Raw genomic sequence first — 15,925 nt, 5'->3', positions numbered from 1 at the left:
CTATTTTTACTCTCTTTTATTTTGTTGTCGTTTCGACAAAAAATCGCATTTGTTGTGGGGTTGAAGATTTTTTATATAGACCGCCCAACTAATATGAGTGAACGACAATAATGGATAAAATGATCGATGCGTTAGCAACCCATGGCTACTACATCTGGGATGATTTTCTTTCTGAACAAGAAGTGGCTCAATTACGAGACTGCATTCCAAGTAACTGGAAAAAAGCGCGTATTGGTCGTAATGACGATGTGACACGTATTGAGTCAATTCGAAGTGACAAAATTCAATGGTTATCGCCCAATATGGGGCACGCGGTTACTTCTTACTTAGATAAGATGGAAGAAATACGCCAAGAAGTGAACCGTCACTTGTTTCTGGGGCTTTTTGAGTATGAAGCTCACTTTGCCAAGTACGAGGAAGGGGATTTCTACCAAAAGCATCTAGATTGTTTTAAGGGCAATGAAAACCGTCGATTGACAACCGTTTTTTACATGAACGAATCTTGGACGGAAAAGGATGCAGGTGAATTGGTGGTTTACGATCTAAATGATAATAAGATAGCAACCATCCCTCCTCAATCAGGACGCTTACTTTTATTCTTATCTGAGCAATTCCCGCATGAGGTTTTACCGACCAACGCAGAGCGGTTCAGCATTGCAGGTTGGTTCAGAATCAATGGTGTGCGAGACAATGTACTTGATATTGCAAAATGATTGGTTTGCAACCTGTACAAAATCAGCAAAGGGCGTAGATACGCCCTTTATCGATTAAACATTAGTTGATAGCTCGTAACACTCGGTCATGTTTCGCTCTAGCACTGCATAGACGTCAGAACAAAGTTCTTGATTAGCGACTTGCTCGCCCATAATCGCGGCGATTTGCGCTTGAGCCATTCGTCCTCGGTAGGGACGGTCCTGAGACAGAGCTTGGAAGACATCCGCGACAGCAATGATACGCGATGGAACATCGAGCTCGGCGCCTGTTTTGTGATAGGGATAGCCCGACCCGTCTAAACGTTCATGATGATTGGAAGCCCACTCCGCTATTTTCGCGTTAGGGAAGACCTTATGCAATGCGAGCTGAGTATCAATTGTATGGCGTTTGATACGCGTATACTCTTGTTTATTAAGAGATCCTTCTTTATGAAGAATCTCATCTGGTGTTTTTAACTTTCCGATATCATGCACCAACCCAGCAATAAATAACATCTCTTGGTCGTTCTCACAGAACCCAAGCTTGATGGCTAGATACCGAGATAACTCCGCCACTTTTTGCGAATGTTGATAAGTAAATGGGCTTTTTGCGTCAACAATTCGAGCGATAAACATGCCCAAACTATTCATATCTTGGATGGTGAGCTGTTTTTGAAGCCAATCAATGCTTTTAAAGTTTAATCCGATGGTTTCTATATTTTCAGACTCCATCGCGAACCAAAATGCGTCGGTCATAACGAGCTTAACCATTGCCTTAGCCATGTCTGGATTAAACAAAGTTCCAGCGTTTGCCATGATGCATTCTGCAATTAGTTCTTCATGAAGTGTGACAATGTCACAGTGGCAGTTCATGACGTATTTGGAACGCATAAAATCGAGACGGTCGGCTAAATAAAGTAGGGCAGCGACCTCTTTTTCAAAAGGCGGTAAATCAAGATATTTTAGTTCACTCCAATGTGTATGGTGGTAAAGAACAGGTGTAGCAAACTGACGCAACAAACGACACTGCTTGAGGCTTCGGTATCCTCTTAAGCAATGTGTTTTTACATCTTGTGGCACCAACTCCTCAAGTAACATTTTATGTTCTTGTGTTTCGGAGACTCCACAATCGTGGATCATCCCTGCGAAGTAGCAAAACTCCGCTTTTTCTGGTTCCCAGTTCATGACCCGAGCACATTGGTAAGCGATGTAAGCGACACGATGGCTATGGTGCGTATCATCAACACCTACATAGTCGAGTGCTCGAGCAACCCAGATAAGTGCTTGTTTCAGATCGACTTCAAAGCCCATGTCCGTATGGGAATGGCAAGAATGATTCATGGTTTATACCGACATTGCTAATTAGCCCACGCTAAACCCAAATCAGAAGGTGATAGGAAAAATTGGGTACGACAGCGAATAGACCCCAAAAAGGTGGGCGTTTAGACATAGTTTTGATTATGGGCGGGATAATAATCCTAGTTGCATAATAATATCACCTGAAGCTCATGGTTAAGAGTCAGATATTTGAACTAAGTATAAGTTTTGAAAGATTATTGTTGCTCTTGTTGACTTATTTGAAAACGACAATAAATCATGATGTAACGCATTCTTATTTTTATTTTTGTAAATCGTGCTCGGGCTCAACCAGAGACACACGGTATTGATGTGTGATTAACAGAATTCATATTGTTGCTTTTGGCAAAAAATAAGAAGACTTCTTCGAGGCTCGCTCTGTAACTAACAGAGTAATAGGGAAAGAAGCTTGTTAACTACATGACAATAGAGCGTCGTTGAAAACATTTTCTCTGTAGCTCATGTCGTTGAGGAAAGATAATGAAATGGTACGGTTTCCCAGCGATGCTAGCCCTTTTAGTGAGATAAGTTTATTGAAAATGTGTGATTGCAAAGTAAGCATAGGTAGTAAAAGTAGCTAGAATGATAGCTCTAAATGAAAAGGATTTCGTATGTTGAAGCATCGTTTATACCGGAGTTACACCGCTGGGTTAAAAATTGCAGCCCATATCCTTCCTATGCCGAGACCAACCTTGTTTTCCGGCCCTGGTTCGATGAATGAGCTATTAGAATCGATGGCCGAGCTGGGATTTAAACGCGTTTTGTTAGTTACCGACGAAGGGTTAGTCCAAGTCGGTATTGTAGATAAGGTGCTTGAGGCTGCAGCAAAACTCGATTTACAGTTAGATGTTTTCTCGCAAGTTAAGCCCGATCCTACCTATGATCAGGTAGAGAGCGGTCTAGAGGCTTATCATCGTTTTCATTGTGAGGGCATATTAGCTTTGGGTGGCGGCTCTGCAATGGATTGTGCAAAAGTCATCGCTGCGAAAGTTACCAATAAACGGCCAATCAAAAAATTAGCTGGACTATTGAAGGTATGGCGAATGCCAGCGCCGCTTTTTGCTATTCCAACAACGGCTGGAACCGGAAGTGAAGTTACTATCGCTGCGGTCGTGTCAGATCCCTCCTCACACATTAAAACCCCTTTAATGGATCCAAAGTTGGTGCCACTAATGGCAGCTTTAGATGCGAATTTAATGATTGGTTTACCTCCTAAGATCACGGCTGATACTGGCGTTGATGCATTAACCCATGCTATTGAGGCCTATGTATCGAAAAACGCTACTCAAGAAACGATGGCTTATTCGGTTGCCGCTATTAAACTCATTTTTAAATATCTTCCTAGGGCTGTGATGCAAGGGGATGATGTCGAAGCTCGTCATAAAATGGCTATGGCATCCTATTACGCGGGTTTAGCATTTACCAAAGCGAGTTTGGGTTATGTTCATGCCTTTGCTCACACATTCGGTGCGAGATATGGAATACCTCATGGTATGGCAAACGGATTAGCCTTGTTGCCTGTGCTGCGCTTTTCATTATCAGAGATTGAGCCTCAACTAAGAAAGCTCGATGAGTTGACGGCCGAGGGGCAGTTAGGTAACGCAAGTGCTCAGCATTTTTTGGCGAATCTGGAGTCCTTGTTTTCAACTATTGATATTGAGCAAACCAGTGCGCTCATTCAACGTGAAGATGCTGATGCGCTTGTTGATTTAATTCTGAAAGAGGCGCACTGGAATTACCCTGTTCCCAAGTTCATGAACAGGGAAGAATGCACACAGTTATTGTTAACTATCAGTAGGGTGTAAATTTTAGTTTACATGTGTGGTTTTTTATCCTTACACTTTGCTTGATCTTCTGCTAAAGATCCTACAATATCGACGGCAATACAAATATGGTGTTGGTTTCGGTGCGCCGTTGCCCGATCTAATACTGATAATTTCTAATAAAGTGTAAAGATTAATATACAATGAGTCGTTCTAAAGTATTCGGTAGTACGCTAATTATTGCGGGCACTACAATAGGCGCTGGTATGCTAGCGCTTCCACTTGCCTCTGCCGGCATTGGTTTTTCAACTTCTATTATCATCATGCTAGGCTTATGGGCTCTGATGGCTTTCACTGCCTTGCTTATGCTTGAGCTTCATCAACATGCGGAGAGTAGTGCTACACTTCATACTTTGGCGAAACAGATCCTAGGTCAAAAAGGCAAGTGGGTGGCAAGTTTTGCGATGTTGTTTCTTTTCTACTCGTTGTGTGCAGCGTATATCGCTGGCGGTGGTGCTCAGTTCGGAGACCGCCTTGCACAATGGTTTGACCTCGATATTTCAGGGCCTACATCAACGATAATCTTTACCTTAATTGTGACTTTAGTTGTGACAGTGGGTACCGGTACGGTCGATAAAGTAAACCGAGTACTGTTCGCGATGAAGCTCATTGCGATGGTTGCGGTGCTTTCTTTTCTTGCTCCAAACGTTACGGAATCTTACTTGTTAAGTATGCCAATCGAACAAGGCCTTGTTGTAGCGGCGATTCCGGTGATCTTTACTTCGTTTGGTTTCCACGGAAGTATACCTGCAATTGTGAATTACTTAGACGGTGACACTTCTTCTTTACGCAAAGCCGTTATTATTGGTTCGACGATTCCACTCGTTATTTATATCTTTTGGCAAATCGTGACGTTGGGTGTGGTTAGCCAAAGTACGCTTGTTGAGAACGGAGGGTTGAGCGCACTGATTGGTCAACTATCTCAGACAGTACACCAATCAAATTTGGGTAGCATTGTTGGTGTGTTTGCTGACTTGGCATTGTTGACATCGTTCCTTGGCGTGAGTTTGGGTCTATTCGAATTTTTGGGTGATACCATCAAAGGAAGTAACGATAAGCCTAATCGTTTGATTGCGGCACTAGTGACGTTTACTCCACCGCTAGGCTTCGCACTTTTCTATCCTCAAGGCTTTATTATGGCTTTGGGCTATGCAGCGATTGCCTTAGCGATTTTAGCCATCTTTTTGCCTTTGGTTATGGTGATCAAGGTTCGTAAATCGGATGATTTTACTGGGGAGTACCGCGTCGCAGGTGGTCATGGTGCGCTAGTGATAACGGGCATCGCTGGCACTGGCATCGTATTCGCTCAGGTGTTAATTACGCTGGGTGTGCTTCCTGCTCTAGGCTAGTTGTTCAGAACGTTCTTTGAATAACCTCTAGTTACTGAATCCATCGTAATCAATCAGTATTGTTAAGCCAACGAGTTTTGCTCGTTGGCTTTTTTAATCTGGATCAAATTACCGTAAGATATCCGGTGAAAAAATTGGTAGAAATGTGCTTTTATTTCGTACACTTAAGTTGTGGTATATCGATAGTTTAAGTGGAGAAAACCGCTCAAAATACCATTGAATTTGCAACACAATGAGCTTTTCTTGTTTCTCTGCTTTGGTGTGGAGGTGAAGCATGGCGCACCGGAGTTTTTACCCGTTTGCAAAACCGCTTAACGAGCAACTGCAAACGCTAAAAGGCAGGATGCAGGCGCACTTGCCATGTATTGATAGGGTGTCATTTGCAAAATATCACCCAGACCAAGATGTGCTCAAATCATTTGCAGAAAGTGAGTTTGACACTTGGTGTTTAGCCCATCACGAATCAGCATTCCGTAAACTCCACCACCTCAATATTGCCTCTAAAAACGCGGTTCCTCGTATCGTCGAAGACCTTCATGATATTAATCACTGTCCTCGGGTTCAAATTTTACTCAAACACGGATATCAGTCGTCGGCTGCTATTCCTTGTTATGACAATAAAGCTTTTACTGGTTTTGTATTTTTGAACTCCACTCAACGTGATGCGTTTAGTTTAGAAGCGCTGAATGGTCTTAAACCTTATTTCGAAATGATTCGATTTGCGGTTGAATCAGAGACTCAAGTAGTCAATGCGATAGAAACGCTAGCGAACCGAATGCAATGTATGATGCCAGGCTATTCACCTGAGTATTACGCGCATACCAAACGCATGAAGTACTACAGTCAAATTATCGCAACGCAGTTAGCGGATCGTTATCACCTGAATGACGAAATGGTCGAAGATATTGGTATTTTTGCTCAGTTCCATGCGCTCGGTGATAGTCAGCTGCCAGTTGAAATTGCTAGCCGCCGAACAAATTACTCTCAAGAACAAGAGGCGATATTGATTCAACATATTGAGCGTTGTATCGATTCAGCGGATGACATAGTTGCCCGTATCGGAAATCCGGTTCACCCGAGTGTGACTTTGTTTTTGCAGATGGTTACTTATCAGTACGAAAACTTAAATGGCACTGGTTATCCTTATGGTTTAACCAATGATGATATACCAATCGCCGCGCAAATTACGGCTGTCGCGAATGCCTTTGATTTTATGACGACGCACCATCCGTACAGACAAGCGTGGTCCATCCCATACGCATTGTTAGAACTTGAAAAATGGGTATATCAGGGATGGTTATCTCGAGAATGTGTTGATGCTCTGCGAGAGCATCAAGGTTATATAAAGCAAATCATCCACAAATATCCCGAGCACTATACAGGCTTGGGGTTAATGTGAAGAGCAGTAACAAAGTTGAAATGTTGACGAGGAGGAATATTTAAACAATACTGTTTTTATATACAGTAATAAGTTTGGAGGTGAAGTATGTTGTGGGAAACCCTTGAAAGAGTAAACCGCTTACGCCAACAAGCACTTGCAAATCCTGAGTTTGTTGAGTCAGCAAAAGAGCACGAACAAGCACTTCAGGAGCAAGAATACCATTATCAAACTAAGAAAAAGCGTTCAGCCAAAGACAAACAAGGTAAAAAGTCGCTGGCCGATATCTATAAAGAAGTAGAGTTTGGCGCTGACGCTCGTCATTAATGTATTCACTGCGGCATTTTTCATTTCTTCATACGCTGCAGTATTCGTTCAAATTTATGCGAGAGCAGTGGGAGACCGCTGCTCTCGTTGACCTGCCTATAATTTACTAATGAAGTTCAGCAGAGCAAATTATCACTAACACTTAGCAATTCTCTCAATGATCTTGTTTATGTAATGATAATGACAACGGTTTGCATTTGTATCTTTGTTGTTATATAAAACCTCCCTTATTAATCGTTCTGTTGAATAAGAACGGCAAACGTGATCAACGAATGAGAGCTTTGAATAACTGTTATTCGTAAATGGCTATTAGGTGAAGTAGGGATGTTGGAAGCTAAAGCACTCCAGTTTGAGATTGAAGGCAAGTCATTGCTAAAAGCGTTTGATGTGACATTTGAACCCGGAAAAACATACGCCCTTGTTGGACACAATGGTTCAGGAAAATCCACATTGTTAAAGTTGCTGGCACAGCAACAGCAATACACAGCTGGTGACGTGGTTCTGCATGGAACGAGCATTAACGATCTCTCAGCGAAAAAATTCGCCCAACATATTGCCTACTTGCCTCAGCATCTTCCGGTGACCGACAGTATTTTAGGTCGAGATTTAGTCGGTTTTGGTCGTTATCCATGGCATGGTTTACTTGGACGTTTGAGTAAGAAAGATCACGACATTGTTGAAGAAGCAATGGCGATGACAGGCACACTAAAATACGCAGATCGCTTAGTGGACACGTTATCTGGAGGAGAGCGTCAACGTGTGTGGCTAGCTATGCTGTTAGCCCAAAAAACCGAGTATTTGCTTCTTGATGAGCCTTTGTCTGCGCTAGATATCAGCCATCAAGTAGATATGTTGAAGCTTATCTCTAAACTCAGTCAAGAACTGGATTTGGGCGTTATTATCGTATTACACGATATCAACTTGGCTGCACGATTTTGCGACTACATCGTTGCATTACATCAAGGTGATTTGATTGCACAAGGCAATGTTGAACAGGTGTTTACTGAACCTAAGTTGAGGGACATATATGGGATAGAGATGATGATCTCTGACCACCCTGCGGGTTATCCGGTGGCGATGCCAAGCTAAAGGTTGGAATAATGAGCAGTACAAACACTCGACTTAAACATTTCTCTTTCGCTCTCTCACTTAGTGCGCTTTTGGTCAGTTCTTTTCAAGCACTAGCTGACGCATCACCTCGGGTGATGTCGGTTGATTGGACACAAACTGAAACGATGTTGGCTTTAGGGGTCGTACCTGTAGGCGTTGCTCAAGGGCAAGATTACGATGCTTGGGTAAAATCGCCACCGTTACCACCTCAAACGAAGGATGTAGGGTTAAGAACTCAACCCAATATAGAGCGCATTTACGAGCTCAGACCTGATCGTATTTTTATTGCCCCGTACTTCTCCTCAATGAAGCATCGCTTAGTTGATATCGCCCCGGTTACCACCATTGACTTATATGAAAGCGGGATTACGGATTGGTCGGTACTTACCAGTTTCACTCGGAGGTTTGGTGAAGAGCTGGGAAGAGAAGCGGAAGCAGAGGCGCTTATCCAACAATATGAAAAACGTTTCTCTTTATTAAAACAGCGCATAAACAAAGACCAGCCGCCGCTTTTAATGATTCAGTTTATGGATACGAAGCACGTTCGTGTTTTTGGTCAAAATAGTCTTTACTCTCAGGCTATCGAAAAGATTGGGCTGAGTAATGCATGGAATGAAAAGACGAATAGCTGGGGCTTTAGCCTAGTTGGCATCGACAAGTTAGCTGGCATAAAAGCTCAAATTGTTATCGTAGAGCCATTACCTTACGGTGGAGCGGAGCAGCTCTCTCAAGACCCATTTTGGCAATATGTTGTTCAACAATCTGGTGAAAAGGTCATGCAAGTCGCACCCGTTTGGAGTTTTGGTTCTATGCCTTCAGCTCTCCGTTTCGCAGAGTTAGTTACGGCGAGTAAGGTCGAGGAGTTAACACAATGAAAACGATGCCTTTAAGCTTTGTGGTGTTACTTTCGGCATTTACCTTTTCTATTGGTGCTTTCCAATTGTACCAAGTAAGCTCATTTTCGTTGGCTCTAATCAGTTTATGGGAGCCTAACTTTCAATCTATCGATTCTGTTTTACTTCACTTTAGCTGGTGGCCTCGAGTCTTCACCACGATTATATCTGGTGCTGGATTAGCGGTTGCTGGGGTATTGATGCAGCAAGTGCTGCGTAACCCTCTCGCTTCACCCACGACACTTGGTGTGGCGAGCGGTTCAAGTTTTGCTTTGATGTTAGCAACGCTATTCGCACCTTGGATGTTGGATATTGCGCCTAATTTGGTTGCTCTCATCGGCGGTGTGATATCGATGGGGTTGGTGATGCTGTTGTCATGGCGACGAGCGTTATCTCCAACGGTTGTCGTCGTTTCTGGGTTAGTGATAAACCTGTACTTTGCATCATTAAGTACGGTTATTCTGATGATGAATACCGAAAAGCTGAATGGGTTAATGATATGGGGAGCCGGTTCGCTTGTTCAGAGTGGATGGGGAGATTTCTCGTACCTTGCCCCTCGAATCGCACTTGCTACGGTCGTTGCATTTGTGATTGCAAAGCCGTTAAGTCTGTTGGAACTCTCCGAGCAAGGTGCCAAGAGTTTAGGTGTCTCGCTAGCTAAGTTGCGTTTTGTCTGTCTTGGGCTTGCGGTGTTAATCACTTCTTGGGTGGTTTCTGCCGTAGGAATCATCGGTTTCATCGGGTTAGCGGCGCCAGCGATTACTCGATTGATAGGTATCAATAAAATCCAGCATAAGCTTTGGGTATCAATGCTGATTGGTGCCATGTTATTGACTTTAACCGATTTGGTTATTCAGCAACTGCCAGGGCTAATGGCGAGTTTTATACCAACGGGAGCTGCAACCGCTGCACTGGGCGCTCCGCTACTGTTATGGCTGTTACCTCGCTTATCACAAAAGACGCAGGGCCATACTCAAACAGTGTTAACTCGACATCGTGAACATGTTTACAAGCTAAACCCTAAAGCGATCTCATTGGCGTTGATCGGCACGTTAATTTCTGTTGTTCTTTTTGCCACGGTTGCTGTGCAAAATGAAGGGTGGGCAAACTTATTTGCTAGCCAAAATTGGATTTTTTTGGAGTGGCGCGCACCTAGATTATTTGCAGCAGCAATTGCGGGGGCAATGTTAGCGATTGCTGGAACCATGATTCAACGCCTAAGTGGAAACCCAATGGCAAGTCCTGAAGTGATCGGTATCAGTTCAGGGACAGCGATGGGATTGATCATCGCAATGTTTACTGGGTTTGGTTCGTCAATTTTCACTCTTTCTCTAGGCGGGCTCGTAGGCGCATTAGCGACGGTATTAGTCATTGTGCTGCTAAACCGTAAGTCAGGCTTTCAGCCGGAGCGTATTTTGTTGACTGGTATTGCGATAACCGCACTGATGAATGCAATACAGAGCTTTATTCTAGCCACTGGTGACCCAAGAAGTTATCAAGCATTGGCTTGGTTGTCTGGGTCTACCTACTATGTCTCGGTTGAAACGTTACTCCCGTTGTCTTTATCTGCGCTTGTCTTTATAGGATTGAGTTTTCTCTGCGTAAGATGGCTAGATATTCTTCCTGTCGGTGCCGCTTCCTCTAAAGCACTTGGAGTTCGAGTTGATCGTTCACGCGCAACACTGCTTCTTTTAGTTGCTTGTCTCACGGTCAGTGCGACATTGGTTGTTGGTCCGATTAGCTTTGTTGGGTTGTTGGCTCCGCATTTAGCTCGCTTATTTGGTTTTAACAAAGCGTCACAACACATGTTATGCGCCGCGATACTGGGGGCAGGGGTGATGTTGTTGGCTGATTGGTTGGGACGACAGGTCCTTTACCCGCAAGAAATACCAACAGGGCTTATGGCGTCTCTCATTGGCGGTTTGTATTTAATGTGGGGTTTACGCCGCTTATAGAAATGAGCTAAGCCTCAACCAAGAAAGTACTTATACAAATAAGCACTCGTAGTGGCATTCGTAACCTATGCGAGTGCTTTATGCAAAACCTCTGGTTTGTCTTTTACGGAAACAACTGGCGATGCCGTAACTCGCTTTTCTTTCAGCGGTCGCTGAAGTCATGAAGGGTTGGTTTGGCTGCCGACAAAAAGGAGAAGAATATGACTCGGCAGTTTATGCTGACACCAACGTCGATGGCGGTTGTATTAGCTTTATCAACGCCAAATGTCTTGGCTCAGGAAGATGAAAATATAGTTGTGATTGGACAGCAGCAAGACAGTGCAGTTGGTCCAGATTTTAGTTATCTCGGAGCGAAGAGTCGGGCAGCGACGAAAACTGATATTGCTATCAATGAGACTCCAAGAGCGGTGTCTGTTGTTACGCGAGAGCAAATGGATGATCGTGCCTCTATTAGCATTTCTGACGCACTACAGTACACACCAAGCATTCAAACTAATTATTTCGGCGAAGATAACAAGCAAGATTGGTTTATTATTCGTGGTTTTAAACAGGCGAACAGCGGGTTGTATCAAGATGGTACCCGTTTATATTCTTCTGGCTTCTATAGTTGGCAAATAGATCCGTTTGCGTTAGAGGGGGTTGAAGTTTTACGTGGTGCAGCGTCTGTTCTTTATGGGCAAAACCCTCCAGGTGGGGTTATCAATGTTGTCAGTAAGCGACCTCAATTTGATGGGGGATCAGGACTTGTATCTTTGGAGTACGGTTCTGAAGACCGTAAACAACTTTCTCTTGACGTAAACTCTGAGGTGAGTGAGCAGCTAGCTTTCCGCTTTCAAGGGTTAGCGAGAAAAAATGGGACGAGAATTAGTGGGGTAGAAGCAGAGCGCATTCTTCTCTCTCCATCGATGACGTACAAATTTAATGAGACGTCTGAAATTACCTTTCTAACGAGCTATCAAAAAGACGACTCAGATCCTTATCTGCAATTTTTGCCAGTTGAAGGAACGTTAACGCCAAACAAAAATGGAAAGATCAGTGATAGTTTAGCGATAGGCAATCCTAACTGGGAGACGTTTGAGCGTGAGCAGGTGTCTTTAGGCTATGAGTTTTCTCATGCATTTAATGATACCACTTCATTTGTTCAAGCAGCTCGTTACAGCGAAATGGATGTTAAGCTAAGACAAATGTATTCGTACGTTTACTCGGCTGACGTGCCTGCGTTGGGGCCGGCTTTGGACCCATCAAATGAACGCAAAACCATACTTAGGGGTGCTTCAACAGAAGATGGGTCATCTGATGCTTTTAATATCGATAATCGTTTGATGCACCAAGTAAATTGGGGAAGTGTTGAGCATAACTTGATGTTGGGCATAGATTTTCAAATGATCAGTATCGATGGTAAAGATTTTGCCAATGACCCTATAGTTGCTAATGGTAATGCATTATTAAACACACCAATGGGAGCTTTGCCCGATCCTAGGTTTAATGTATTTAATCCTACTTATTCGGATAACATAATGTTACTCGATCCGAATACGCTACAACCATTGAGCGAAACCGATAAGCAAAGAACGAAAATCGATAATCAGCAGCTCGGCGTCTACTTTCAAGATCATATGCTGATCAACGATAAATGGGCGATGTTATTGGGGGCACGTTACGACGATACAAGTAATGAAGTACATAATGTTACCACGGGTGCTCGCACGAAAGTCGATCATGGAGAGTGGACGTTTAGCGTGGGAACGGCTTATATTTCTGATTCTGGCTTCACGCCATACTTTAGTTACTCTCAGTACTTTGATCCAATTATTCAAGAAGACAGCAATGGTAAGTCAGCGAAGCCTGAAAGCGGTGATCAATTTGAAATCGGTATGAAATACCAACCGGATTCATTTGATGGTTATTTCAATATTGCAACGTATCGGGCAACAAAAGAAAACTTGGCTCGTATCTACTTGAGTGAATTAACGCAAATAGGAAAAATAGAAAATAACGGCGTTGAGTTTGAAGCTGTAGCTAATGTGACACCATCCTTAACATTGATCGGGAACATTGCGTACGTTGATGCAGAGATAAAACAAGACATCAATAAGGCATGGGTTGGCAAAACGCCTTCCCAAGTGGCGAATACCGTATCATCAGCTTGGGCACATTATCGTTTCTTTGATGGACCTCTTGATGGCTTTGCTGTTGGCTTAGGCGCGCGCTATACAGGTGAGTCATACGGAGACAATGAAGAGAGACTAAAAGTACCAAGTTATTTCTTAATGGATGCGACGGTCAGTTATCGAATCGGCGATTACAAGCTACAAGTCGCAGCTAAAAACATCGCGGATAAAAAGTACATAGCGACATGTGATGGCTTTTGTTGGTATGGCGACCGACAAAATGTTATTGCAAGTTTAACTTACGACTGGTGAGTTAACGTATAAATAAACACCCCTCACTTTAGGGGTGTTTATTTAGAAATCGGCTTTACGGACAAAGTGCGGGTTTTTGTACTTTTTCTGCGGGCCAAACGATGATACGACAAGTTTGTTCCATAATGTTTTGTCAAACTCACCCTTTGGAATCGAAGGGTAGAGGGTTTCCTCTTCTTCTCTTGCAAAGTTCATATATTGTTTCTTTTTAATTTGATTGTACTTTTTGGCGATCTGGTTATGTTTTCTTACCCACTCCAGCTTGTAATTGTGGAGCACTTTTTCACCATCTTCGAGACTCATTCGAGATAGGAACAGTCGCTTGTATGAGACCTTTCTGTCCAGCATTGTGCGCATAACGGTTTGGATATATTTACCGTGATGCGTAATGGTAATGTCGTTTTCATCAATAGGAGTGACACACCAGCCTTTAGGTAAAAAGTCTGGCTTCTTAAATTGCTTATTACGCTCCATTAGCGCCTGATGTAAAACTAAATCAGAGGTGCCGCGGAACGTCTTTTGCCATTTACCGATACGAATTTGAATCGAACCAGGCAAGCGATAGATGTTAGTAAACTTATCTTTGTCCATGGACTTGTGTCATGAGATTAATGTGCATAATTAGAAAGCGGAATTCAGCCCAATGCCACAGGCAGTAGACTTAAGTACCGTACGATTTTACAACGACCTTGCGTGATATAGCGAGGGGTTATGTCAATAATAGGTAAGAAATAGAAAATTAGTTCACATTATGAAGAAATTGGAAGCTTACAAGGCTAAATTTTGAAGTTACACCAATTATGCCCATGCCGACTAAATAAAAGAAGGCACGGGCATAAAATCACACCGCTTCTTCGAGTTGCTTGGTGTCTTCTTCAATCTGTTGTAGGTGTCGGTTTGCTTGCTGTAACTGATACATTTGAGCATAACGACCATTTTGCGTTAAGAGTGCTTTGTGTGTGCCTTTCTCGACTAACTCCCCATGATGAAGAACAATGATTTGGTCTGCATCTAGGATAGTTGACAGCCGATGAGCAATAACAACGAGCGTCATGTCTTGTCTGAGTACCGCCAAGCTCTTTTGGATTAAAGCCTCTGTTCCTGAGTCAATATTTGCGGTTGCTTCATCTAATATCAATACCTTAGGTTTTACCACAAGCACACGTGCTAACGCCAAAAGCTGTTTCTGACCTGCAGATAAATTAGTTTCGCCTTGACCTAACTGCGTGTCTAGCCCGTTAGGGTAACGATGAATTTGTTCTGCCAAACCTACCTTGTCTAACGCATCCCATATTTGATTGTCATCAACCGCCCGACTGAGAGAGATGTTTTCTCTGACTGAAGCAGGGAGAATATGTGGATCTTGTTGAACCATTGCCACATCTTTGCGAAGTACGTCTTTCCCTAATGTTTTAAGTGGACGACCATCTATGAGCAGTTCACCACATTGAGTTGGATAAAAGCCCATTAACAGTGACGCTAAGGTGCTTTTACCGCTTCCTGTATGCCCGACAAGCGCGATAAAGTCTTGGTGGTTGGCCTTCAACGAAATGTCTTTTAGGGCGTCCTGTTTACCATCGTAGCTAAATGTGAGGTCTTTAAGTTCGATAGCACCTGACCTTAATGGTTGATGATCGCCCCCGTAAGTTTGTTCTTTCGCATCAATCAATTCAAAAACACGTTCGCTTGATACTAACGCCTGCTGAAGTAGAGCAAGTTGCTGAGTCATCTCAATTAGTGGTTCAGTAACTCGCGCAAGATAACTGATAAATGCATACAGTACCCCCACACCAATCAACTCAATACCATTAAAACCAAAGATCGCAACCAAGCAAAGCAACGCAAGACCAGCGAGTAAGTCCATTAATGGTCTTAGCAGATAGCCGTTTAGCCGAATCACTCGTTTAGATGCCACCAGATGCTCTGCGGTTAGCTCGTTGAACTGTTTATTAAAACGCTCTTCTTGTTGCATTAATTGAATGACACTCATCCCTTGAATGGATTCACTCAGATTCGCATTTATATCGGTCAATAGGTCACGCATCTTTCGGTAGCTTTCTGTACTTAGCTGCTTAAACAAGTACATAAAGCCGATGACGATCGGCAGCAATACAAGCACAACGAGTGTGAGCTTCCAGCTCATGAAAAACATAACGCCAAGCATTACGACAATCATGACCACGTTTTTCACCACGGTCGCGATCAAAAGCTCATAAAATTGCTGTAAAGATTCCGTATCGTTGGTGATTCGCGACACCAATTTTCCAGCAGGAGTGTAATCAAACGCAGATAACGGCTGCTTAATCACGCCAGAAAATACTTGCTTACGAATCGCTTTGATCGTGTTAGCCGCGACAATGCTAAATTGCAATGACTGAAAATACTGGAATGTTGCCGATACGATCTGAAGAGCGATATAACCTACTGCTAGCGAAATCAGAACATTTTGTGAATAGTCACCTTTAGCGATGTGCTCATCAATGAAATATTGAATCAACCAAGGGCCGCCGGCGCTAGCTAACGCTGCAATAAACAGCAAGGCGAGTCCTTTAATCATTGGCTTTGGTTGAGATAATGGGTAAGACATTAACCGTTTAAACGTGCTGGTCTGGTTCATTC

General features: G+C 43.2%; 12 protein-coding genes. 9 read left to right on the top strand and 3 right to left on the bottom strand.

The features are described 5' to 3' along the window. Positions 1-110 precede the first annotated feature (110 nt). Positions 111-713 (top strand): 2OG-Fe(II) oxygenase, encoded by a 603-nt coding sequence (locus R7O13_RS08875; protein ID WP_005377733.1) that lies wholly within the window; start codon positions 111-113, stop codon positions 711-713. Positions 714-767: 54 nt separating this feature from the next. Here the strand turns inward: R7O13_RS08875 and R7O13_RS08870 are convergent, their stop codons facing one another. After that, a complete protein-coding gene (locus R7O13_RS08870; RefSeq protein WP_031778971.1) occupies positions 768-2,033 on the bottom strand; it encodes an HD domain-containing phosphohydrolase in 1,266 nt (421 codons plus the stop codon). Positions 2,034-2,659: 626 nt separating this feature from the next. Here R7O13_RS08870 and R7O13_RS08865 point away from each other — a divergent pair. The 8 genes from R7O13_RS08865 to R7O13_RS08830 all read left to right on the top strand — a co-directional run bounded on the left by R7O13_RS08865 (position 2,660) and on the right by R7O13_RS08830 (position 13,306). Next, positions 2,660-3,853, top strand: coding sequence for an iron-containing alcohol dehydrogenase (locus R7O13_RS08865; protein ID WP_318303614.1), 1,194 nt, complete (start codon positions 2,660-2,662; stop codon positions 3,851-3,853). 161 nt (positions 3,854-4,014) lie between these two features. Then, complete coding sequence (locus R7O13_RS08860; RefSeq protein WP_158156337.1) at positions 4,015-5,220, top strand: aromatic amino acid transport family protein; 1,206 nt, start codon at positions 4,015-4,017, stop codon at positions 5,218-5,220. A 274-nt stretch (positions 5,221-5,494) separates the two neighbouring features. After that, positions 5,495-6,619, top strand: coding sequence for an HD-GYP domain-containing protein (locus tag R7O13_RS08855; protein WP_054574122.1), 1,125 nt, complete (start codon positions 5,495-5,497; stop codon positions 6,617-6,619). An 87-nt stretch (positions 6,620-6,706) separates the two neighbouring features. Next, the gene (locus tag R7O13_RS08850) at positions 6,707-6,925 is read left to right on the top strand and encodes a hypothetical protein (protein WP_005377723.1); all 219 of its coding nucleotides are present in this window, start codon (positions 6,707-6,709) and stop codon (positions 6,923-6,925) included. Between the two features lie 324 nt (positions 6,926-7,249). Further along, entirely contained in the window at positions 7,250-8,014 is a 765-nt protein-coding gene (locus R7O13_RS08845) for an ABC transporter ATP-binding protein (RefSeq protein ID WP_318303613.1), read from the top strand. Between the two features lie 11 nt (positions 8,015-8,025). After that, complete coding sequence (locus R7O13_RS08840) at positions 8,026-8,910, top strand: iron-siderophore ABC transporter substrate-binding protein (protein ID WP_053303102.1); 885 nt, start codon at positions 8,026-8,028, stop codon at positions 8,908-8,910. Continuing rightward, entirely contained in the window at positions 8,907-10,883 is a 1,977-nt protein-coding gene (gene fhuB / locus R7O13_RS08835; RefSeq protein ID WP_318303611.1) for a Fe(3+)-hydroxamate ABC transporter permease FhuB, read from the top strand. The genes R7O13_RS08840 and fhuB overlap by 4 nt, the downstream gene beginning before the upstream one ends. Positions 10,884-11,083: 200 nt before the next feature. Then, complete coding sequence (locus tag R7O13_RS08830; RefSeq protein ID WP_318303610.1) at positions 11,084-13,306, top strand: TonB-dependent siderophore receptor; 2,223 nt, start codon at positions 11,084-11,086, stop codon at positions 13,304-13,306. 42 nt (positions 13,307-13,348) lie between these two features. Here R7O13_RS08830 and R7O13_RS08825 read toward each other — a convergent pair whose 3' ends face one another. Beyond that, entirely contained in the window at positions 13,349-13,897 is a 549-nt protein-coding gene (locus R7O13_RS08825; RefSeq protein WP_005377712.1) for a hypothetical protein, read from the bottom strand. Positions 13,898-14,147: 250 nt separating this feature from the next. Next, positions 14,148-15,923, bottom strand: coding sequence for an ABC transporter transmembrane domain-containing protein (locus tag R7O13_RS08820; protein ID WP_167415186.1), 1,776 nt, complete (start codon positions 15,921-15,923; stop codon positions 14,148-14,150). Positions 15,924-15,925 lie beyond the last annotated feature (2 nt).

The organism is Vibrio sp. Y176, assembly GCF_033438945.1.
The sequence above is the reverse complement of the archived record's forward strand: the minus strand, read 5'-3'. Positions and strand labels throughout refer to the sequence as shown.

What these genes read in the sequence shown, in the direction of transcription:
- R7O13_RS08875 (WP_005377733.1), top strand. Translation starts at nt 111, where the DNA reads ATGGATAAAATGATCGATGCGTTAGCAACCCATGGCTACTACATCTGG.
- R7O13_RS08870 (WP_031778971.1), bottom strand. Translation starts at nt 2,033, where the DNA reads ATGAATCATTCTTGCCATTCCCATACGGACATGGGCTTTGAAGTCGAT.
- R7O13_RS08865 (WP_318303614.1), top strand. Translation starts at nt 2,660, where the DNA reads ATGTTGAAGCATCGTTTATACCGGAGTTACACCGCTGGGTTAAAAATT.
- R7O13_RS08860 (WP_158156337.1), top strand. Translation starts at nt 4,015, where the DNA reads ATGAGTCGTTCTAAAGTATTCGGTAGTACGCTAATTATTGCGGGCACT.
- R7O13_RS08855 (WP_054574122.1), top strand. Translation starts at nt 5,495, where the DNA reads ATGGCGCACCGGAGTTTTTACCCGTTTGCAAAACCGCTTAACGAGCAA.
- R7O13_RS08850 (WP_005377723.1), top strand. Translation starts at nt 6,707, where the DNA reads ATGTTGTGGGAAACCCTTGAAAGAGTAAACCGCTTACGCCAACAAGCA.
- R7O13_RS08845 (WP_318303613.1), top strand. Translation starts at nt 7,250, where the DNA reads ATGTTGGAAGCTAAAGCACTCCAGTTTGAGATTGAAGGCAAGTCATTG.
- R7O13_RS08840 (WP_053303102.1), top strand. Translation starts at nt 8,026, where the DNA reads ATGAGCAGTACAAACACTCGACTTAAACATTTCTCTTTCGCTCTCTCA.
- fhuB (WP_318303611.1), top strand. Translation starts at nt 8,907, where the DNA reads ATGAAAACGATGCCTTTAAGCTTTGTGGTGTTACTTTCGGCATTTACC.
- R7O13_RS08830 (WP_318303610.1), top strand. Translation starts at nt 11,084, where the DNA reads ATGACTCGGCAGTTTATGCTGACACCAACGTCGATGGCGGTTGTATTA.
- R7O13_RS08825 (WP_005377712.1), bottom strand. Translation starts at nt 13,897, where the DNA reads ATGGACAAAGATAAGTTTACTAACATCTATCGCTTGCCTGGTTCGATT.
- R7O13_RS08820 (WP_167415186.1), bottom strand. Translation starts at nt 15,923, where the DNA reads ATGAACCAGACCAGCACGTTTAAACGGTTAATGTCTTACCCATTATCT.